Annotated in this window: 14 protein-coding genes and 2 tRNA genes; 2 read left to right on the plus strand and 14 right to left on the minus strand. The window is 42.2% G+C overall.

The window, feature by feature from the left end; translation table 11 throughout:
• Positions 1–313: 313 nt before the first annotated feature.
• The 14 genes from pnp to tpiA all read right to left on the minus strand — a co-directional run bounded on the left by pnp (position 314) and on the right by tpiA (position 14,107).
• Positions 314–2,428, minus strand: coding sequence for a polyribonucleotide nucleotidyltransferase (pnp, locus tag IE130_RS06785; protein ID WP_189584127.1), 2,115 nt, complete (start codon positions 2,426–2,428; stop codon positions 314–316).
• Positions 2,429–3,098: 670 nt separating this feature from the next.
• Complete coding sequence (gene rpsO, locus IE130_RS06790) at positions 3,099–3,365, minus strand: 30S ribosomal protein S15 (RefSeq protein ID WP_010197757.1); 267 nt, start codon at positions 3,363–3,365, stop codon at positions 3,099–3,101.
• A 403-nt stretch (positions 3,366–3,768) separates the two neighbouring features.
• A complete protein-coding gene (locus tag IE130_RS06795; protein ID WP_189583622.1) occupies positions 3,769–3,945 on the minus strand; it encodes a hypothetical protein in 177 nt (58 codons plus the stop codon).
• A 108-nt stretch (positions 3,946–4,053) separates the two neighbouring features.
• Positions 4,054–4,215, minus strand: a complete 162-nt coding sequence (locus IE130_RS06800) for a hypothetical protein (RefSeq protein WP_189583625.1) — start codon at positions 4,213–4,215, stop codon at positions 4,054–4,056.
• A gap of 81 nt (positions 4,216–4,296) precedes the next feature.
• The gene (locus IE130_RS06805; protein WP_189583628.1) at positions 4,297–4,821 is read right to left on the minus strand and encodes a type 1 glutamine amidotransferase domain-containing protein; all 525 of its coding nucleotides are present in this window, start codon (positions 4,819–4,821) and stop codon (positions 4,297–4,299) included.
• Positions 4,822–5,217: 396 nt separating this feature from the next.
• Positions 5,218–6,273 carry a tRNA pseudouridine(55) synthase TruB gene (truB, locus tag IE130_RS06810; protein ID WP_189583631.1) on the minus strand — a complete coding sequence of 352 codons (1,056 nt, stop codon included), beginning with the start codon at positions 6,271–6,273 and terminating at the stop codon, positions 5,218–5,220.
• Entirely contained in the window at positions 6,273–6,683 is a 411-nt protein-coding gene (locus tag IE130_RS06815) for a ribosome-binding factor A (RefSeq protein ID WP_010197749.1), read from the minus strand. Before IE130_RS06815 ends, truB begins: the two co-directional genes overlap by 1 nt.
• Positions 6,684–6,886: 203 nt before the next feature.
• Positions 6,887–9,610, minus strand: coding sequence for a translation initiation factor IF-2 (gene infB, locus IE130_RS06820; RefSeq protein ID WP_010197746.1), 2,724 nt, complete (start codon positions 9,608–9,610; stop codon positions 6,887–6,889).
• A gap of 164 nt (positions 9,611–9,774) precedes the next feature.
• The gene (gene nusA, locus IE130_RS06825; RefSeq protein WP_010197744.1) at positions 9,775–11,259 is read right to left on the minus strand and encodes a transcription termination factor NusA; all 1,485 of its coding nucleotides are present in this window, start codon (positions 11,257–11,259) and stop codon (positions 9,775–9,777) included.
• 141 nt (positions 11,260–11,400) lie between these two features.
• Positions 11,401–11,901 carry a ribosome maturation factor RimP gene (gene rimP, locus IE130_RS06830; protein ID WP_010197742.1) on the minus strand — a complete coding sequence of 167 codons (501 nt, stop codon included), beginning with the start codon at positions 11,899–11,901 and terminating at the stop codon, positions 11,401–11,403.
• 453 nt (positions 11,902–12,354) lie between these two features.
• Positions 12,355–12,431: transfer RNA gene (locus tag IE130_RS06835), tRNA-Met, on the minus strand.
• A gap of 126 nt (positions 12,432–12,557) precedes the next feature.
• A tRNA-Leu gene (locus tag IE130_RS06840) sits at positions 12,558–12,641 on the minus strand.
• Between the two features lie 142 nt (positions 12,642–12,783).
• Positions 12,784–13,092, minus strand: a complete 309-nt coding sequence (gene secG, locus IE130_RS06845; RefSeq protein ID WP_010197739.1) for a preprotein translocase subunit SecG — start codon at positions 13,090–13,092, stop codon at positions 12,784–12,786.
• 214 nt (positions 13,093–13,306) lie between these two features.
• A complete protein-coding gene (gene tpiA / locus IE130_RS06850; protein ID WP_189583634.1) occupies positions 13,307–14,107 on the minus strand; it encodes a triose-phosphate isomerase in 801 nt (266 codons plus the stop codon).
• A gap of 446 nt (positions 14,108–14,553) precedes the next feature.
• Here tpiA and pilB point away from each other — a divergent pair, with 446 nt between their 5' ends.
• Positions 14,554–16,260: a type IV-A pilus assembly ATPase PilB gene (pilB, locus tag IE130_RS06855; RefSeq protein ID WP_189583637.1), complete on the plus strand. Its 1,707-nt coding sequence runs from the start codon at positions 14,554–14,556 to the stop codon at positions 16,258–16,260.
• Positions 16,261–16,497: 237 nt separating this feature from the next.
• The gene (locus IE130_RS06860) at positions 16,498–17,721 is read left to right on the plus strand and encodes a type II secretion system F family protein (protein ID WP_189583640.1); all 1,224 of its coding nucleotides are present in this window, start codon (positions 16,498–16,500) and stop codon (positions 17,719–17,721) included.
• The last annotated feature ends 23 nt before the right edge of the window (positions 17,722–17,744 follow it).

Consider the following 17,744-nt stretch of genomic DNA (forward strand, 5'->3'; position numbering starts at 1 on the left):
AACCGAGCGCAAGTTATATATTAGTATGCTTAGCGAGAATGACGATATAGCGGATTTATATGAATTTGACTATATAGTCAAAATACCCCAAAAACGCTACGATACTGCTGATATTAATTTTTCGTAGCCTCTGTCTGCACAGGCACAGCAAGCAAGCAAGCAAGCAAGAAAAATTGATCTCAGCAGTGCGTGATGTCTCGGTATTACTTTTCACTGACTATATAAATGTAAATACTTATTTAGCCATAAAAAAACCGCCTTGAGTGCTATTAACTAACAGCCCAAAGCGGTTTTTTATATCAAGCGAAGATATTTATTCAGCAGTTGGGGTTGAACCCTGCTCAACGCCTTTCATAGTCAACTTAATGCGACCACGGTTATCAACGTCTTGTACGAGTACCTTAACGGTTTGACCTTCTTTTAAATAATCTGATACATTCTCAACGCGCTCTTCTGCGATTTGTGAGATATGCACTAGACCATCAGTGTTTGGCAAGACGTTAACGAACGCACCGAAGTCAACGATACGAGCGACCGTACCTTCGTAAGTTTTGCCCACTTCAACTTCAGCAGTCAATGCTTCGATTTTACCGATAGCTGCTTTGGTTGCTGCTTTGTTTTCACCAAAGATACGAATCGTGCCACCATCATCGATATCGATAACTGCGCCAGTTTCTTCCGTTAGCTGACGAATCATCGCGCCGCCTTTACCGATGACGTCACGGATTTTGTCCGGATTGATTTCGATAACGGCATAGTTAGGGGCATGCGCATTGATTTCAGTACGGCTCTCAGGCAATACTTTATTCATCGCATCTAGGATATGGATACGACCAGCATGTGCTTGCTTAAGCGCTTGCTCCATGATGTCAGGGGTAATACCTTCGATTTTGATGTCCATCTGAAGCGCAGTAATACCGTCTTTAGAACCAGCAACTTTAAAGTCCATATCACCAAGATGATCTTCATCACCTAAGATGTCTGATAGTACAGCGAAACGCTCGCCTTCTTTAACCAGACCCATCGCGATACCAGCAACTGGGGCTTTAATTGGTACGCCTGCATCCATCAATGCCAAACTTGCACCACAAACAGACGCCATAGAAGATGAACCATTTGATTCAGTAATCTCTGACACCACACGGATGACATACGGGAAGCGTTCGCTATCTGGAAGCATTGCTTGTACACCGCGACGTGCTAAACGGCCATGACCGATTTCACGACGTTTTGGAATACCTTCACGACCCGTTTCACCGACTGAGAAATGCGGGAAGTTATAATGCAGCATGAAATGATCACGGATAGTGCCACCTAGTGAGTCAATCATGTTGACGTCACGGCTGTTGCCAAGAGTAGTTGTAACCAATGCTTGCGTCTCACCACGTGTGAACAATGCTGAACCATGCGTATATGGCAATACACCAACTTGCACATCAAGCGCACGAACGGTTTCAGGGTCACGACCATCAATACGCGGCTTACCTGATAAGATATTGTCACGCACCGTACGATACTTAAGATCGTTATAGATTTCTTTAAGCTCAGATACCGTATCAGCATAGGCTTCTGACTCAGCATCACCAGCAAGCGTATCAATAATTGATTGCTTAATTTCGTCAAGCTTAGTGTAGCGCGCTTGTTTATCAGTAATCGTATAAGCGTCAGCAACTTGCTCGCCAAACTGCTCTTTCATGCTGCTGGTAAGCGCTTGATCACGCTCAGGGGCGCTATACTGCTGCTTAGCAGTACCGATTTCTTCAGCCATTGATGCAATGTTATCAATAACGATTTGCTGCTGTTGATGACCGTAAAGTACTGCACCTAGCATCTGATCTTCTGAAAGCTCTGCTGCTTCTGATTCAACCATCAATACGGCAGACTTAGTACCAGCCACAACCAAATCAAGATCGCTCTCTTTGAGCTGCTCGATTGTTGGGTTCAGTACGTACTCACCATTGATGAAGCCAACACGGGCAGCTGCGACTGGACCATTGAATGGCGCGTCAGAGATAGCCAGTGCCGCTGAAGCACCAATTAATGCAGCGATATCTGCTGATTGAGTCTTATCTGACGATACAACCGTCGCAGTAATCTGAATTTCATTCACATAACCTTCAGGGAATAGTGGACGAATCGGACGGTCAATCAAGCGCGACGTTAATGTTTCAAACTCGCTCGCACGGCCTTCACGTTTGCCATAAGCACCTGGGATTTTACCCGCTGCGTACATTTTTTCTTGATAGTTGACGGTCAATGGAAAGAAGTTTTGGCCTTCTTTCGCATCAGGCTTAACAACGGCAGCCACTAGGACAGTAACACCACCCATGTGAACTAAAATAGAGTTGGCTTGACGAGCGATACGCCCTGTCTCGATAACAACCTGCTGGCTGCCATATTGGAATTCACGTTTAACAGTATTGAACATTGTCGGATTTGTCATATAATTTTCCTAATGTTGACTGACGAAAATAATATCAACGTCATAAGCGCGCTGATATTTGTCATTAAAATTCTTTGTCTCTAGCTCCTGAGGAACAAGTCTCTTATCTGCAAGTCCTATCGATGAGACTGATAGTGTCACCTGCCTATCTTATGCATTTGTCTACAGTAGACATCGTACTATTACATATTTTTAGTCGTTCAAATTCGTTTTTTCATCAATATAGTCAAAGCTTATGCCAAGCAGCAACCATACATATACGATGTTTTTTCTATCTTTGCTAAGGTACTACAACAGATAGTAGCAATGGCATAAAACTGACCAAGCATTATTTTACAGTGATTTCTAGCCATTGACCAATTAATTGCAAAACAGGGCTGTTGTTTATAGTCTTCCCTAGATATGACTCAAATCAGCATTGAGTCAACTCTTAGTTTTACAAAAAATTCTCAAACTATACCGTGAAAATATTTGAGATTAATCATCTATATTAACAAGCATAAAAAAACGGTGTGAAACTATTCCACACCGTTTTAGAAAAATCTATTTTATCGATAGCAACAAGCAAGTTCCAAGCGGTTTAGCAAAAAATTCAAAATAGCGCCACAGGATGGCATTTGTTATTTTAGCGACCGCTCGTACTATTGTCGTTAAATTAACGACGTAGACCCAACTGGCTAATAAGAGTGGTATAGCGACCAAGATCTTTACCTTTTAGGTAATCAAGCAATTTACGACGCGTGTTAACCATACGGATAAGACCACGACGGCTATGATTATCAGCTTTGTGTGCTTTAAAATGGTTCTGCAAATCGTTAATACGTGCACTTAGCAAAGCTACTTGAACTTCTGGAGAACCAGTGTCGTTTTCGCCGCGCTGGTATTGAGAAATGATTTGTTCGCGATCAGTATTAGTTAGCATAAATATCTCCGGCAATGCTAAAAGCTCCAAGATGCACTCAAATTTAAGCCATCTTAAAAGCTATAGAATAGTAAATAAAGTAACTTGTACGCCATTCAGGACAACCCTGCATTACTAGAGTTGACCTAGTGTACGACAAGCTCAATGTGTTATAAAAAACCACTTAAAAACAAGCCAGATATCAGCGGAATATTGCCTAACTCAATCATCTGCTTTAAACAGTAAGTTCAGCAACCTGCTTTATCTAAAATCTTAATTCAAATGTGACGGTTATTATACCAAAAAACTGCTGAACTAGCAGCAGTTTTTCATAATAGTTTCATGGCAAGATAAATTGCCAATATAATAATCTAAGGTACATTCACAGCCACTACAAACATAGCCATTACAAAATTCTAGCGTATTACTTTTTCACATCGCTCTCAGTAGCATTACCACCTAGCTCATCATCAGCAAGAGGGGCTGCCGTAGTGACTTCCGCTAAACTATCCGGAGTGTCATGTTCGCTAGGGTTGATGTCTTCTGCAAGCTTTTCAATCTCTTTTTCTTGCTCGTCCATATTATTCGGTGAATTACTCATATTAGCTCCTAAGTTATTATTTTCTGAACTATTTAGTTTTATAATTATTGATACCAAGCTAAAAAAATGTAATAGCGTCACCCAGCTATGAGTGACACTTTAAATACTCTACTTGTCTTTTTTAGCATTTTCTAAATTGTCCGCAATACGATCTGCCGCTGCTTCTGACTCTTCAGTATGGTTATTTTCGGTTTGGCTTTTAAGAGCTGCAGTTGCTGATTCAGAACGTTGTTGCTCAAGCTTGGTATCGTTTGGATTAGAGTTTGACATAATATTTTCCTCGATCATGGTTGGTTATAGTTATTGGTAGATTAATGTTATATGTTCATCGTTAATGCCTGATAAAGCCAGTTAAGACAAGGCTTTATCGATAGCATCAACGAAATTTTCGATATCATCTGGATTACGTGAAGTAATTAAGTTACCGTCAATTTGTACGGTTTTATCAACGAAATTTGCTCCCGCATTTTCCAAATCTGTTTGCAATGAGTGGTACGCCGTTAAGGTCTTACCTTTTGCGATACCCGTGTTAATAAGTACCCAAGGTGCATGACAAATAACCGCCAACGGTTTACTTGCTTCATTAATTGCATTGATTATACTGTGAGCTTCTTTATTGCCTCGAATGGTATCCGCATTTACAGTACCACCTGGCACTACTAGCGCGTCATAATCATCAACTTTAGCCTCACTTGCAAAGATGTCAGCGGTGAAAGTGTCACCTTTATTGACATCCTGATTCATCGCTTGAACTTTTTTGTCTTCGTTAGTAGTAATAAGCAATGTGTTATAACCTTTTTCTTTTAGTTGGTTATTAACATCTTCATACTCTGCTTGTTCAAAATTATTGTGTAGTAAGAAAGCGATCGTTTTCATAATATTCCTCGTCTTTATATTTGTGATTCTATTATTGATTTATCTGTTTTTTTTATTATGAGTACTTTTTGTTTTTATAGTACTTCTTTGTTGTTATTTAGTGTTGAGACTCCAGTAGCAAAAATTTCCTTGTTGAAACTATTCCCTAAGCGTTTTTTATTATTGTAAATTTTTCTTATTAGTGTATTTTTTATTTTTATAGTATCAATGATGTTGTCTAGCTTTCCCTAGCTGACTTATCTAATGTACAAAAAAAACAGGTTTCACCATAGGTGAAACCTGCAATAAAATGTGAGGATATGTGATTAGTGTAAACTGTTAGTAAGTATAAAGAGGATTAATTGGCTCATAGCCACATGAAGCATACGAACTATGAAAAGCTTAGCAAATATAACTCTACCGCTGGATTAATTTCTTAGGTTGTAGTCGGCCATTGAGACTAACAGCGCCCAATCCAATAAACTCCCCTTGCTCATCTAGCAAGCGTATATCTACCGCTATCTCGTGGAGCAATGTTTGTTCATCGTCACTACTGACGATATCGCTATCTAGTGGGGTGTCATTGCTTTCTGAAACAGAAGACTGATGGCTAATACTGGTTGAAATATAATCGCGCAAATTATCAGTAAGATGCTCAAAGACATTCAACCGCTGCCCCATATGGACACGGGTATACTGTTCAGCAGTCAATGTAAGCTCAGCCTCGATATTGACACATGCATCAATAGCAAGGAGCTGTGCCTGTCTATCATCTAACGATAGCGCCTCTAACGCTGATAAAGAAATCGATTCCACTATGCTAAACTTTCCGACCTGCGTACGGCGCAATGCGATTAAATGCCCTAATGTGCCCATTATCTTGGCAATATCCTCTGCCAATACGCGCACATAAGTACCTTTGGTACAAGTCACCGTCAATTGAATCTGCTCGTTATCAATGGCTTTTAAATCAATGGTCTTAATCACAATATCTCTTGGCGCTCGTTCTACTTCGATACCAGCACGGGCATACTCATAAAGCTTTTTACCGTCCTTTTTTAAGGCAGAATACATCGGTGGTATTTGCTGCTGAGCCCCTAAAAACTGTTGAGCAACCTTGTCCAATATTGATTGATCAAAAGTTGGAATAGACACCTGTCCAACGACTTGACCATCAGCATCACCAGTATCTGTCTGGCTACCAAGCAATATCGTCGCTTGATAGGATTTGTCAGCATCAAGTTGATAATGGCTAAACTTCGTGGCCTCACCCATACAAATAGGCAATAGACCAGTGGCCATGGGATCAAGCGTACCTGTATGACCAGCTTTTTTGCTGTCATGTGCAGGAGACTTAAACAAATACTTCACTTTTGAGACCACTTGCTGTGACGTCATACCTTGCGGCTTATCAACTAAGATAACGCCAGAGACTTTTTGTTTATCCGTTGTTTGTTGACTAGTCATTGTCATTAATCATCATTTTCTTTGCTGTCGACTTCATCTTCATTCTGCTCAGTTTTGATGACCGCTTGACTGATCAAGTCCATCATATAGTTGCCACGAGCCGTTACTTCATCATAGTGAAAGCGCAGACGTGGTGTCGTACGCGTTTTGAGACTATGGCTCAATTCGGTACGCAAAAAACCTGCCGCTTTATTCAGCACTTTGATGCTTTCTTCGTGGTTGGTTTTGGTCATCGCATCATTAAGCTCTGGCTCCATGATGGTGACATAAACGTCCGCATACCCTAAGTCTGGGCTGACTTTGACACTAGAGATAGTGACAAAACCAGTTAGACGCGGGTCATTGACTGCGTCACGAATAAGAACAGCAAGCTCACGCTGAATTTGATCGGATAAGCGCTGTAAACGTTGGTTCATATTATTACCTTAATTTGATATGGCTTATTTTTATGGATTAGCCCGTTTGCTTATTAATACATTTAAGGGCTGATATTTGTTAAAAAAGGCCTAGCAGGATGTACCTGCTAGGCCTAAGTACAGCTAGATATGAAGGAGATACTAATATGCTCAGCTGATTAAGCGTCTTGCATGATTAGAGACCTTACTATCGAGCGGTGACTTTAGATAGTACGTTCGAACTCTTGAATTTCAAAGACTTCGATCTTATCACCAGCTTCGACATCATAACCACGAACGGCTAGGCCACACTCCATCCCAGTACGTACTTCATTAACGTCTTCTTTATAGCGACGTAATGATTGCAGCTGACCAGTAAAGATAACTTGGTCATCACGCAGTACACGGATAGGCTTATTACGATAGATTGTACCTTCAACCACCATACAACCGGCAGCTGCACCGAACTTACTAGAACGGAACACTTCTCGAACATCAGCAACACCCAAGATTTTCTCACGATGTTCAGGCGCAAGCATTCCACTCATGGCTGCTTTTACATCATCAATCAAGCCATAGATAACACTGTAATAGCGAATATCCATGTTGGCTGCATCTGCTTTACGACGTGCGGTCGCGTCTGCACGAACGTTGAAGCCTAACAATACCGCTTCGCTAGATTCTGCAAGCGTTACATCAGACTCAGAGATAGGGCCAACACCTGAACTGATGACGCGAACTTTTACTTCGTCAGTTGACAGCTCATTTAGTGCCGATAATAATGCTTCGAGCGAACCACGGACATCAGTTTTCAATACAATGTTCAAGAATGACACATTGCCTTGTTCCATCTGATCGAACATGCTCTCTAAGCGCATGGCGTTCTGACGCTCAAGTTGACGTTCACGCTCGCGATTGGTTCTGAAATCAGCCACTTCACGGGCTTTTTTCTCATCTGTAACGACTAAGAATTCGCTACCAGCTGCAGGTGTTTCAGGTAATCCTAAAATCTCTACAGGGATGGAAGGACCCGCTGACTGAATACGCTGACCATGTTCATCAGTCATCGCACGAACTTTACCGTAATGCTCGCCCGCTAGAACCAAGTCGCCTTGTTTTAGTGTGCCTTTTTTGACTAGAACACTAACGACAGGACCACGACCTTTTTCAAGTCTTGACTCAATCACCACACCTTGCGCAGCACCATCTAACGGCGCTTCTAATTCCATTAGTTCTGCTTGGATGCTGATATATTCTAATAGCTCGTCAATACCTTCACCCGTTTTGGCTGAGATACGCGCCATTGGTGTGTCACCACCCCACTCTTCTGAGACGACTTCTTTGGCAGTCAACTCATTGAGTACACGATCAGGATCAGCGCCCGGCTTATCCATTTTGTTAATGGCAACGATAAGCGGCGTACCAGCAGCACGTGCATGGTCGATAGCTTCTTCCGTTTGCGGCATCATGCCATCATCAGCTGCGACAACCAGTACAACGATATCAGTCGCTTGCGCACCACGTGAACGCATAGCACTAAAGGCTGCGTGACCTGGGGTATCTAAGAAAGTAATCACACCGCGACCGGTTTTTACATGATAAGCACCGATATGCTGAGTGATACCACCTGCTTCGCCATTCGCTACTTTCGTTTCACGAATTTTATCTAGCAATGAAGTCTTACCATGGTCGACATGACCCATAATAGTTACGACTGGTGGACGTGTTTGCACGTTACTGCTGCGTTCATTGACTGCAGATTGTAGATCGTCTTCAACCTTAGTATCACTAACTGGTACTGGGTTATGACCCATTTCTTCAACAATCAAACTGGCTGTCGCTTGATCAATCGTATCTGACTCACGAGCCATCTCACCCATTTTCATGAGTAATTTAGTGACTTCACGGGCTTTAACTGCCATACGCTGGGCAAGATCTGCAACAGTAATTTGCTCACTGATCTCGACATCATAGACAATTTTTTCAACAGGTTTTTCAAACTTATGCTGTGACGCTTGCGTTGAACGTAAACCATTTTTACGGTTTTTGATCTCACGCTCATCTTGATTTTTACGACGACGACCACGAGCACCAGTGCTACTTGCACCGCGCTTGATTTCACGACGTTCTTTTTCAAATGATTCTTCTAATGCGTCACCGACTAGACCTTCAGCCAATGGCTCATCTTTGCGAACTTCAGCAGCAGGCTGATCCGTATATTTACCAGCCATTTTACGCATTTGCTCAAGTGTGCGCTTTTGCGCTTCTTCAGCTTGAACACGGCGTGTTTCTGTCTCAATTTCGCGTAGACGATTTTCTTCTTTTTCACGTACTTCACGAGCTTTACGCTCAGCTGCTGTTTCAACTTTAGGTTTTGTAGCAGCAACTTTTTTCTTCGGCTGTTCTTTAGGCTTAACTTCAATAGTAGTCTTGCCGCCCTTTTTCACAACAACTGAAGTAGAAATGTCGTCATTCTTATCGTCTGATTTTTTGCTAGAGCCTAAGCTGGCACGCATCGCAGCTAAGGTTGCTGCTTGACGCTCTTCAGATTTTTTCTTAGTAGCAGCACGCTCTTCAGCGTCCTTAGCAGCACGTTCTTGCGACTCAATCATCGCTTGCTCACGCGCAGCCAACTCTTCAGCCATTTTTTCTGGATCAGGCTTTTCGAATACTTTCTTTTTACGCACTTCCACATTGACACTCTTAGATTTACCTGAAGAGCCGGTCACACGCGCGGTGCTCGTTGTTTTAGACTTGAGACTAATACGACGCTTATCTTGCTGACCATGACTTTGCTTTAAATACGTCACCAACTTCTCTTGCTCAAGCTCGGTGACTAGGTCATCCTCTGCGCGAGCAGGCAGTCCAGCATCTACCAGTTGCTGTTTTACAGCACTTGCGGTTTTGCCTACCATATCTGCCAGTTCTTTGACGGTCTTATCTGCCATTTATTATCACCTACTGTCTATTATTTGCTATATGTTCAATTCAGTTGTTGGCTACAAATGATTGGGTTAAGGCTGGTGATTAGGTTGCATGTATTATGCGACTTTATACCAGCACTTTATTATCGATAGCATATCACTAAAAGACAGCGATATGCAGTTACCGCTTATTCATTGAACCAAGATTCCCGAGCTTTCATGATGAGTTTTCCTGCGGTTTCAGTATCTAATCCTTCGATATCTTCTAAATCGAAGACGGCTTGTTCTGCCAAGTCATCAACAGTAATGATGTCTTTTTGAGCCATTTTATAAGCCCAACTGACGGTCATTCCTTCAAGATCTTGTAACTCTTGACTTGGCTCTTTCATGTTTTGTTGTTTGACTAGCTCATCAGCGATGACGACTTCTTTAGCACGTTCTTGAATCATGTCAATCGCTTCGTCGTCTAAACCTTCGATGTCATAGAAAGTCTCAACTGGCACATAAGCCACTTCTTCAATACTGGTAAAGCCAATATCGACAAGCGCTTGAGCTAAATCTTTATCGACTTCTAAACGCTCATAAAACAATTCAATGAACGCTTTCGATTCGTTTTGTTGACGCTGCTGATACTCTTCTTCAAGCATCATATTAAGCTTATAGCCCGTTAGTTCAGACGCTAAACGGACGTTTTGACCTTGTGAGCCAATCGCACGCGCTAACTGATCGTTAGTGCTAAAAATGATATCAGCGGTCTGCATGTCTTCATCTAGGATGATACTACTAACATCTGCTGGCTCTAAAGAGCTAATAATGAATTGAGCCGGATCATCTGACCAAACCACCACATCAATACGCTCACCATCCAACTCTTGCTGAACCGCTTGAATACGCGTACCACGCATACCGATACAAGCGCCAACCGGATCAATGCGATGATCGTTGGTTTTGACGGCTATTTTAGCACGAGTACCTGGCAGACGAGCAACGTTACGAATTTCAATGATTTGTTCTGCAATCTCAGGCACTTCTTTTTGCATCAATGCCGAGAGCATTTCAGGATGAGTGCGCGACAATAATAACTGGGCACCACGATTTTCACGGTTTACATGATATAAAATGGCGTTGATACGAGATTTCGCTCGTAATTGCTCACGTGGTAGCATCTGATCACGTGATAAGTAGCCTTCGGCGTTATCACCCAAATCAATAATATAGCCATCGCGTGTTTGTTTTTTTACTTCGCCATACATCATTTCACCAACACGTGGTTCAAAAGCGTCTGCTACTAGCGCACGCTCAGCTTCACGTATTTTTTGAATGATAACTTGCTTGGCTTGCGTGGCAGCAATACGACCAAACTCAATGGATTCAATCTGTTCTTCTTTAATATCACCAATTGACCATTCTTCTTGATCAAGGTCGGTAATAGCAAGCTGACAGGCTGGCATTTCATGGTCTTCATCGGCAACCACTGTCCAATAACGGTATGTATCATAATCGCCAGTTGCACGATCAATTGATACCCGCACCTCTACTTCTGGCTGTTCGGTATAGACTTTTTTCTTGGTTGATACCACCAAAGCGTCTTCTATGGCTTCAAAGATATCTTCAGGATTTAAGCCCTTTTCATTACTGACAGTTTCTACTACCGTTAAGATTTCACGACTCATGCTATACCTGTCCTATCATTTTATAATTGACTTAAATTTTATAATTGGCATATTGACGTTGTGTTGTCATCGTCAGTCATGCCCTATTTAGGGGTCAAAATATTGATTAATACTGAATTGCGTTACCATTGAATATTAAAATTAGACATCTTCATAAATCAAGTTGGCTTTATCAATGTTACTCAAAGCAATCTCAAACTGTTCACCATCGGTAGACGTCAATTTTAAAGACGTTGCATCGATACTGTCTAAAGTACCTGTTGCTTTGCGGCGTTTTTTATCGCCTTCACCAATGGCTTGTATCAAGCGCAAGCTCACAGTCTGACCGACGTAATCATACATTTGGTCATCTGAAAAGAACGCCCGATCAAAACCAGGTGAGGAGACTTCTAAAATGAACTCACCAGCAATAGGATCATGCACCTCTAGGATGCCGCTTACCTGATGGTTAACCGCAGCACAGTTTTCGATACTTACCTGCTTATCCTGTGCTTTTTCTTCAGGTAAAGCTTCAATGTAAATACGCAATAACGAGCGATTGCCTTGTGGGGTAAACTCTACGCCCCACAGCGCCACATCACATGCAGCTACCGCAGGGGCAATAATAGTAGTTAGTTCTGCAACTTTAGTCGAAAGCTTCATAATTTATTTATATTTTCCTATTTACTTATCTGTCGTACTTAATGAACCACGTTATTTATTTATTACTTTTTTATTTGCGAGGCTCACAGCAATCGTTAGGTGTTTTATCTATTATATAATAGCACTAGCTCAGTATTATATTCGGTTGACATCTACTATATATAGGGACATTACCTAGGAACATCAAGCTCAGCTGATGAATGTGCTTATTATATATAAAGCAAAATGATCAATAAAAGAGTATGAAGTAAAAGGCAGCGTCGCTTGCGAATAGTCACGCAAGTGGCGGTAAGTAGATGAATAGTAAGTATCGTACTCTATGTGCATAGAGCTTAGCATAAGTAGGGCAGATACCGCGACAACCCTGACTCACAGATACAAAAAAACCCACAAACATAATGGTGGGCTAATCGGCACTGACAAATTTAGTGTACAAAACATCAGTATAAAAAGTGGTAGCGGGGGCTGGATTTGAACCAACGACCTTCGGGTTATGAGCCCGACGAGCTACCAGACTGCTCCACCCCGCATCAATCTAGAACGCATATTATAGGGAGGTTTCGTAGAAGTGTCAATACTTTTTTTAAATAAATTCTAAATTAAGTATTCTCTACTAAAAAATCCAACCTGACGCTATATGCTACGTCTATAAAACTTGGTGCGATTGGGGGGACTTGAACCCCCACAGCTTTCGCCACCACCCCCTCAAGATGGCGTGTCTACCATTCCACCACAATCGCATTTTGCTACTCTGTTCTCTAACGTTTAATCTACTGTAAATAATGCTTAAGGTCGGCATCAATAGATAAGGTCTTGCGAAAACAGAAAGGCATTGTAAATCTAACGTGCCAAAATAGCAAGCACTGCCTACTTAAAAGACACTTACTCAGGATTTTGCGTTAATGGGCGCGGCGTTTGCGGAGCTGAAACAGGAACATCTAAACGAAACTGATCTTCTGCCTGCTTACGTGCATGAACAGCCAGGGTCATACTGGTGATAAAAAATATGACTGTCAATACTGCAGTCGCACGTGTTAAAAAGTTGGCAGTTCCTGCGGCACCAAATACCGTACCTGACGAGCCAGCACCAAAAGAAGCCCCAGCATCTGCCCCTTTACCATGCTGTATCAAGATCAAGCCGATCATGGCAATCGCCACGATAATATGCAGGGCTAATATAAACGTAAACATGGTGGCCTCTTTTGCCGCGTAATGACGACAGATAACGGAAAATAAATCTTAAAGTTAATAGTGTTAGCAACTAACTTGTAATGCTGCCAAATCGATTATATAAATAAGGCGCATTGTACACGATTGCAAGGGCACTGTTAAACCTACTTTTGCCAACTGATAAAGACATTTTTTCGACAAGTTAGCGATTAAATAGCTGTTTCATCACCTGACCCTAACCAAGCGCGCGACTAAAAGCGTTGGCAATCATCAGAAAACTGTCTGCTTTTAATGAAGCACCGCCAACCAATGCACCATCTATCATGGGATCTGCCGCAAAACTATCGGCGTTATCAGCATTGACGCTACCACCATACAGTACAGTCATTGCTTCTAACGACTCAGCAAAGCCTGTGACGGTTTGCTTAATATGTCGATGCATGGCGCTAACCTCTGCCACTGTTGGTACTTTGCCCGTCCCAATCGCCCATACTGGCTCGTAGGCAATGATTAAGCGCTCAGATAATGAAGCAGCAAGCTCGGGCTGTTGCGCGAGTAAATCCTTTACAACAGATAATTGAGTATCAATGACCGCCAGTGTTTGCTTATCGTCATATTGTGCTTGGGTCTCACCAATACAAAATACTACGCCCAAATTTTGCGTCAACGCATGAGTCAGCTTTTGCAGCAAGCTTTCATGAGTCTCTTGATGGTATTGACGGCGCTCAGAGTGACCAAGTATCGTCCAAGTTGCGCCAGCATCAGCAACTTGCTGCGCAGAACAATCCCCCGTATACGCACCAGTGTTCGCGCTATGCGCACTAATATCTTGCGCGGCACACAGCACTGAGGTATCTTTTAAGCGGGCGCTGACAGCAGCTAAGTGAATACAACTGGGAGCCACCATTAACCTGCAGCTATTTTTGACCACTTGCTCTTCAGTATTAACTGCAGTTAATAAGTCATCTAGTAGCGCATTGACGTCGTGGTTCGTTGCTGGATTCTGCTTCCAATTGCCAATTACCCAAGCTTGCATACTCATCTACCTTGTCTCATGTATTCCTGCCAATTTGGCTTATATGCGCGCCAGTATAACAAATATTTCACAAGTGCTATAGTATAGTGCGACCTGCAGCAGAATGGCTTTTACGGTCATCCTGTTTTCATTATATTTTATTCAGTTGTGGCGCTCTGTAGATTAATGCCTCATGGTCTAAGTTAAGGGTGAGATATTTTAAATAGCGGCATACCTTATATATATAAGGTATGTTCTATATAGCTTTTAAAAAATATAACCGTTAAAACAATATCAATTCCACACGGTGTTATTAATACTAAAAAATGGCAACCGCTTGAAATTATTTATCTCAAACGGTTATAACAAGCGTTAGCGATAATTAATGATAAAAGGCTACTCATGGAAACCATCAATGCCTAGCAAGCGCGTTTTAGCAAAACATTCGATATCAAAGAGAGGTTATTATGTCTATTACAGCCAATAAATATGGTGGTTTAGCCCAGCAGCTGATTAGCGAAGGTGTCGTGAGCGAAGCGCATATGAAAACTGCGCAGACGGAGTCACAGCAGCAGCAGATCGGACTCGTGCCTTATTTGGTAGACAATAAATTGGCCAATGCTTATCAGCTAGCACAAATGCTGTCTCAAGCTTTTGGTGATCCACTCTTTGATCTTGACGCAATCAATTTGGATGTCATTCCAAAAGACTTAGTCGATGAAAAAATCGTGCGTAAGTTTAATGCCTTGCCTCTCTTTAAACGTGGGCAGCGCTTATTTGTCGCCTTAAGCGACCCAACCCGTATAGATGCCATTGATGCGATTGCCTTTAACTCTCGCCTCTCTATTGAAACCATCGTCGTCGAAGAAGATAAGCTAAAAAAACGCATTGAAAATCTTTATGCCGATACCATGCAAAGTTTTGATAGCTTTTCTAGCAGTGACTTACATGTAGATTTTGATGATGGTGAAGAAGAGGGTGAAACTGAGCTTAGCGACAGTGTTGATGAAGCCCCTGTCGTAAAATTTGTCAATAAAATGTTGGTCGATGCCATCCGTATGGGTGCCTCAGATTTACATTTTGAGCCGTATGAAAAAACCTTTCGTGTCCGCTTTCGTGTCGACGGTGTCATGCAAAAAATGGCCAACCCGCCCGTGCAACTTGCCAGCAAAATCGCAGCGCGGCTAAAAGTAATGTCACAGATGGATATCTCAGAGCGCCGCATACCGCAAGATGGACGCATCAAGCTTAAAATATCTAAAAATAAAGCCATCGATTTCCGGGTCAACTCATTACCGACCCTGTTTGGTGAAAAACTTGTGTTGCGTATTTTGGACCCGTCATCCGCTATGCTCGGCATCGAAGCCCTTGGCTATGAGCCTGACCAACAAGAAATGTTTTTGGAAGCTTTGCATAAACCGCAAGGTATGCTGCTGATTACCGGACCGACGGGTTCCGGTAAAACGGTATCGCTATATACCGGTATTAATATTCTAAACACGGGTGCAACGAATATCTCCACTGCTGAAGATCCAGTCGAGATTAACCTCGAAGGCATTAATCAGGTCAACGTGAACGCTAAGGTTGGTCTGACCTTTGCCAATGCTCTGAAGTCATTCTTACGTCAAGATCCTGATATCGTCATGGTGGGTGAGATTCGTGACCTTGAAACGGCAGAGATTGCGATTAAAGCTGCGCAAACGGGACACATGGTACTTTCGACTCTCCATACTAACTCAGCACCAGAGACGTTGACCCGTCTACGCAATATGGGTGTGGCTTCCTTTAACATTGCCACGTCAGTAAACTTGGTCATCGCCCAGCGCCTAGCAAGGCGCTTATGTAAAAACTGTAAAAAACCCATCAATGTCCCACGGCAAAGCTTGCTTGAGCTTGGCTTTAATGACACCGATTTAGACAACCCAGGCAATGTGATCTATGAACCGGTAGGCTGTAACGAATGTCGCGAAGGCTATAAAGGCCGCGTAGGTATCTATGAGGTGATGAAAGTCAGCCCTGATATTTCTCGGATTATCATGGAAGACGGCAACGCGATAGATATCAAAGATGCCGCTCTCAAAAATGGTTTTCGAGACTTGCGCCGTTCTGGTATTTTGAAGGTATTGCAAGGCGTGACCAGTATTCAAGAGATGATGCGTGTCACCTCTGAATAATCGTAAATGCTAAAAGTAGAAATAACGGTGGTAGAAATTTCAGTATCGATAGCTTTTAGATTTAATAGATTGGCTTTTATAAATAAGCAATAATATCCACTCAGATGTACTTAAAAATAAAACAGAGTTATACTGGTTTTTTACGTTAAAATAAAGTATGCCATCTTTGTGTAATAAGTCTGGCATCGTTGTACATCTTTGCAATATTTATATTAGACAAATTTTGAGGGTAGTATCATGGCAAAAGCAAAGACCGACATGCTGTTAGACTTTGTCTATGACGGGGTAAATCGACGCGGCCAAAAAGTAAAAGGTGAAACGACCAGTCGTAGCTTAGAGCTAGCAAAAGCTACTCTGCGCAAACAAGGCATAACCGTCAAAGGTATTAAGAAAAAACCGAAGCCGCTTTATACCTTTAAAAAACCCATCAAACCTATCGATATTGCTATCTTTGCCCGCCAATTGGCGACCATGATGAAAGCTGGCGTGCCATTGACCCAGTCCTTTGAGATTGTCGCGGACTCCCTTGATAATCCCAGTATGAAAGAGTTGGTTTTAAAAATAAAAGCCGATATCGAAGCTGGCGGGACTTTTGCCTCTGCCCTGCGCAAGCATCCTCGCTATTTTGACGATCTCTTTTGCTCGCTTGTCGATTCTGGTGAGCAATCAGGTGCGCTTGAGACCATGCTAGAACGGGTTGCCACCTATAAAGAAAAAAGTGAGCTACTAAAAGCAAAAATTAAAAAAGCGGTGAAATATCCTATCGCGGTCATCGTTGTCGCCGTTATCGTTACCATGATTTTGCTAATCAAAGTAGTCCCTGTATTCTCAGACTTATTCGAATCTTTTGGCGCAGAGTTGCCTGCTTTTACCCAAATGGTCGTTGGCATGTCAGAGTGGATGCAAGCGTGGTGGTTTGTTTTGATTATTCTCATTGGTGGGGCGATTATTGGTTTTTCAGAAGCCAAAAAACGCTCTAAAAAATTCCGAGACTTTTTAGACCGTGCAATCTTAAAAATACCAATATTTGGCAACATTGCTTATCAAGCCATTATCGCGCGTTTCGCTCGTACCCTATCTACTACCTTTGCGGCTGGTGTACCTCTTATTGATGCGCTAGATTCGACTGCTGGCGCCACTAATAACGTCGTTTTTTATAATGCCACGCAGCAAATTAAAAATGATGTATCTACTGGGCAACAATTACAATTCTCGATACGCTCTACCAATTTATTCCCAAGTATGGCCATTCAAATGGTCGGTATCGGTGAAGAGTCTGGTAGTCTAGAAGAAATGCTAGATAAAGTAGCGGTCTATTACGAAAACGAAGTCGACAATGCGGTTGATGGCTTGACCAGCTTAATGGAGCCTATGATTATGGCTGTGTTGGGGGTATTGGTCGGTGGCTTGGTGATTGCGATGTACTTGCCAATCTTCCAAATGGGTGCAGTAGTAGGTTAAAGATGACGGAAAGGACAGCTACT

The organism is Psychrobacter glaciei (genome assembly GCF_014652895.1).
Taxonomy (GTDB): domain Bacteria; phylum Pseudomonadota; class Gammaproteobacteria; order Pseudomonadales; family Moraxellaceae; genus Psychrobacter; species Psychrobacter glaciei.

Coding starts and splice junctions, on each gene's coding strand:
- nusA (WP_010197744.1), bottom strand. CDS start 11,259: ATGAGTCGTGAAATCTTAACGGTAGTAGAAACTGTCAGTAATGAAAAG.
- tpiA (WP_189583634.1), bottom strand. CDS start 14,107: ATGCAAGCTTGGGTAATTGGCAATTGGAAGCAGAATCCAGCAACGAAC.
- pilB (WP_189583637.1), top strand. CDS start 14,554: ATGTCTATTACAGCCAATAAATATGGTGGTTTAGCCCAGCAGCTGATT.
- IE130_RS06800 (WP_189583625.1), bottom strand. CDS start 4,215: ATGTCAAACTCTAATCCAAACGATACCAAGCTTGAGCAACAACGTTCT.
- IE130_RS06795 (WP_189583622.1), bottom strand. CDS start 3,945: ATGAGTAATTCACCGAATAATATGGACGAGCAAGAAAAAGAGATTGAA.
- pnp (WP_189584127.1), bottom strand. CDS start 2,428: ATGTTCAATACTGTTAAACGTGAATTCCAATATGGCAGCCAGCAGGTT.
- rpsO (WP_010197757.1), bottom strand. CDS start 3,365: ATGCTAACTAATACTGATCGCGAACAAATCATTTCTCAATACCAGCGC.
- infB (WP_010197746.1), bottom strand. CDS start 9,610: ATGGCAGATAAGACCGTCAAAGAACTGGCAGATATGGTAGGCAAAACC.
- IE130_RS06815 (WP_010197749.1), bottom strand. CDS start 6,683: ATGAACCAACGTTTACAGCGCTTATCCGATCAAATTCAGCGTGAGCTT.
- IE130_RS06805 (WP_189583628.1), bottom strand. CDS start 4,821: ATGAAAACGATCGCTTTCTTACTACACAATAATTTTGAACAAGCAGAG.
- rimP (WP_010197742.1), bottom strand. CDS start 11,901: ATGAAGCTTTCGACTAAAGTTGCAGAACTAACTACTATTATTGCCCCT.
- secG (WP_010197739.1), bottom strand. CDS start 13,092: ATGTTTACGTTTATATTAGCCCTGCATATTATCGTGGCGATTGCCATG.
- truB (WP_189583631.1), bottom strand. CDS start 6,273: ATGACAATGACTAGTCAACAAACAACGGATAAACAAAAAGTCTCTGGC.
- IE130_RS06860 (WP_189583640.1), top strand. CDS start 16,498: ATGGCAAAAGCAAAGACCGACATGCTGTTAGACTTTGTCTATGACGGG.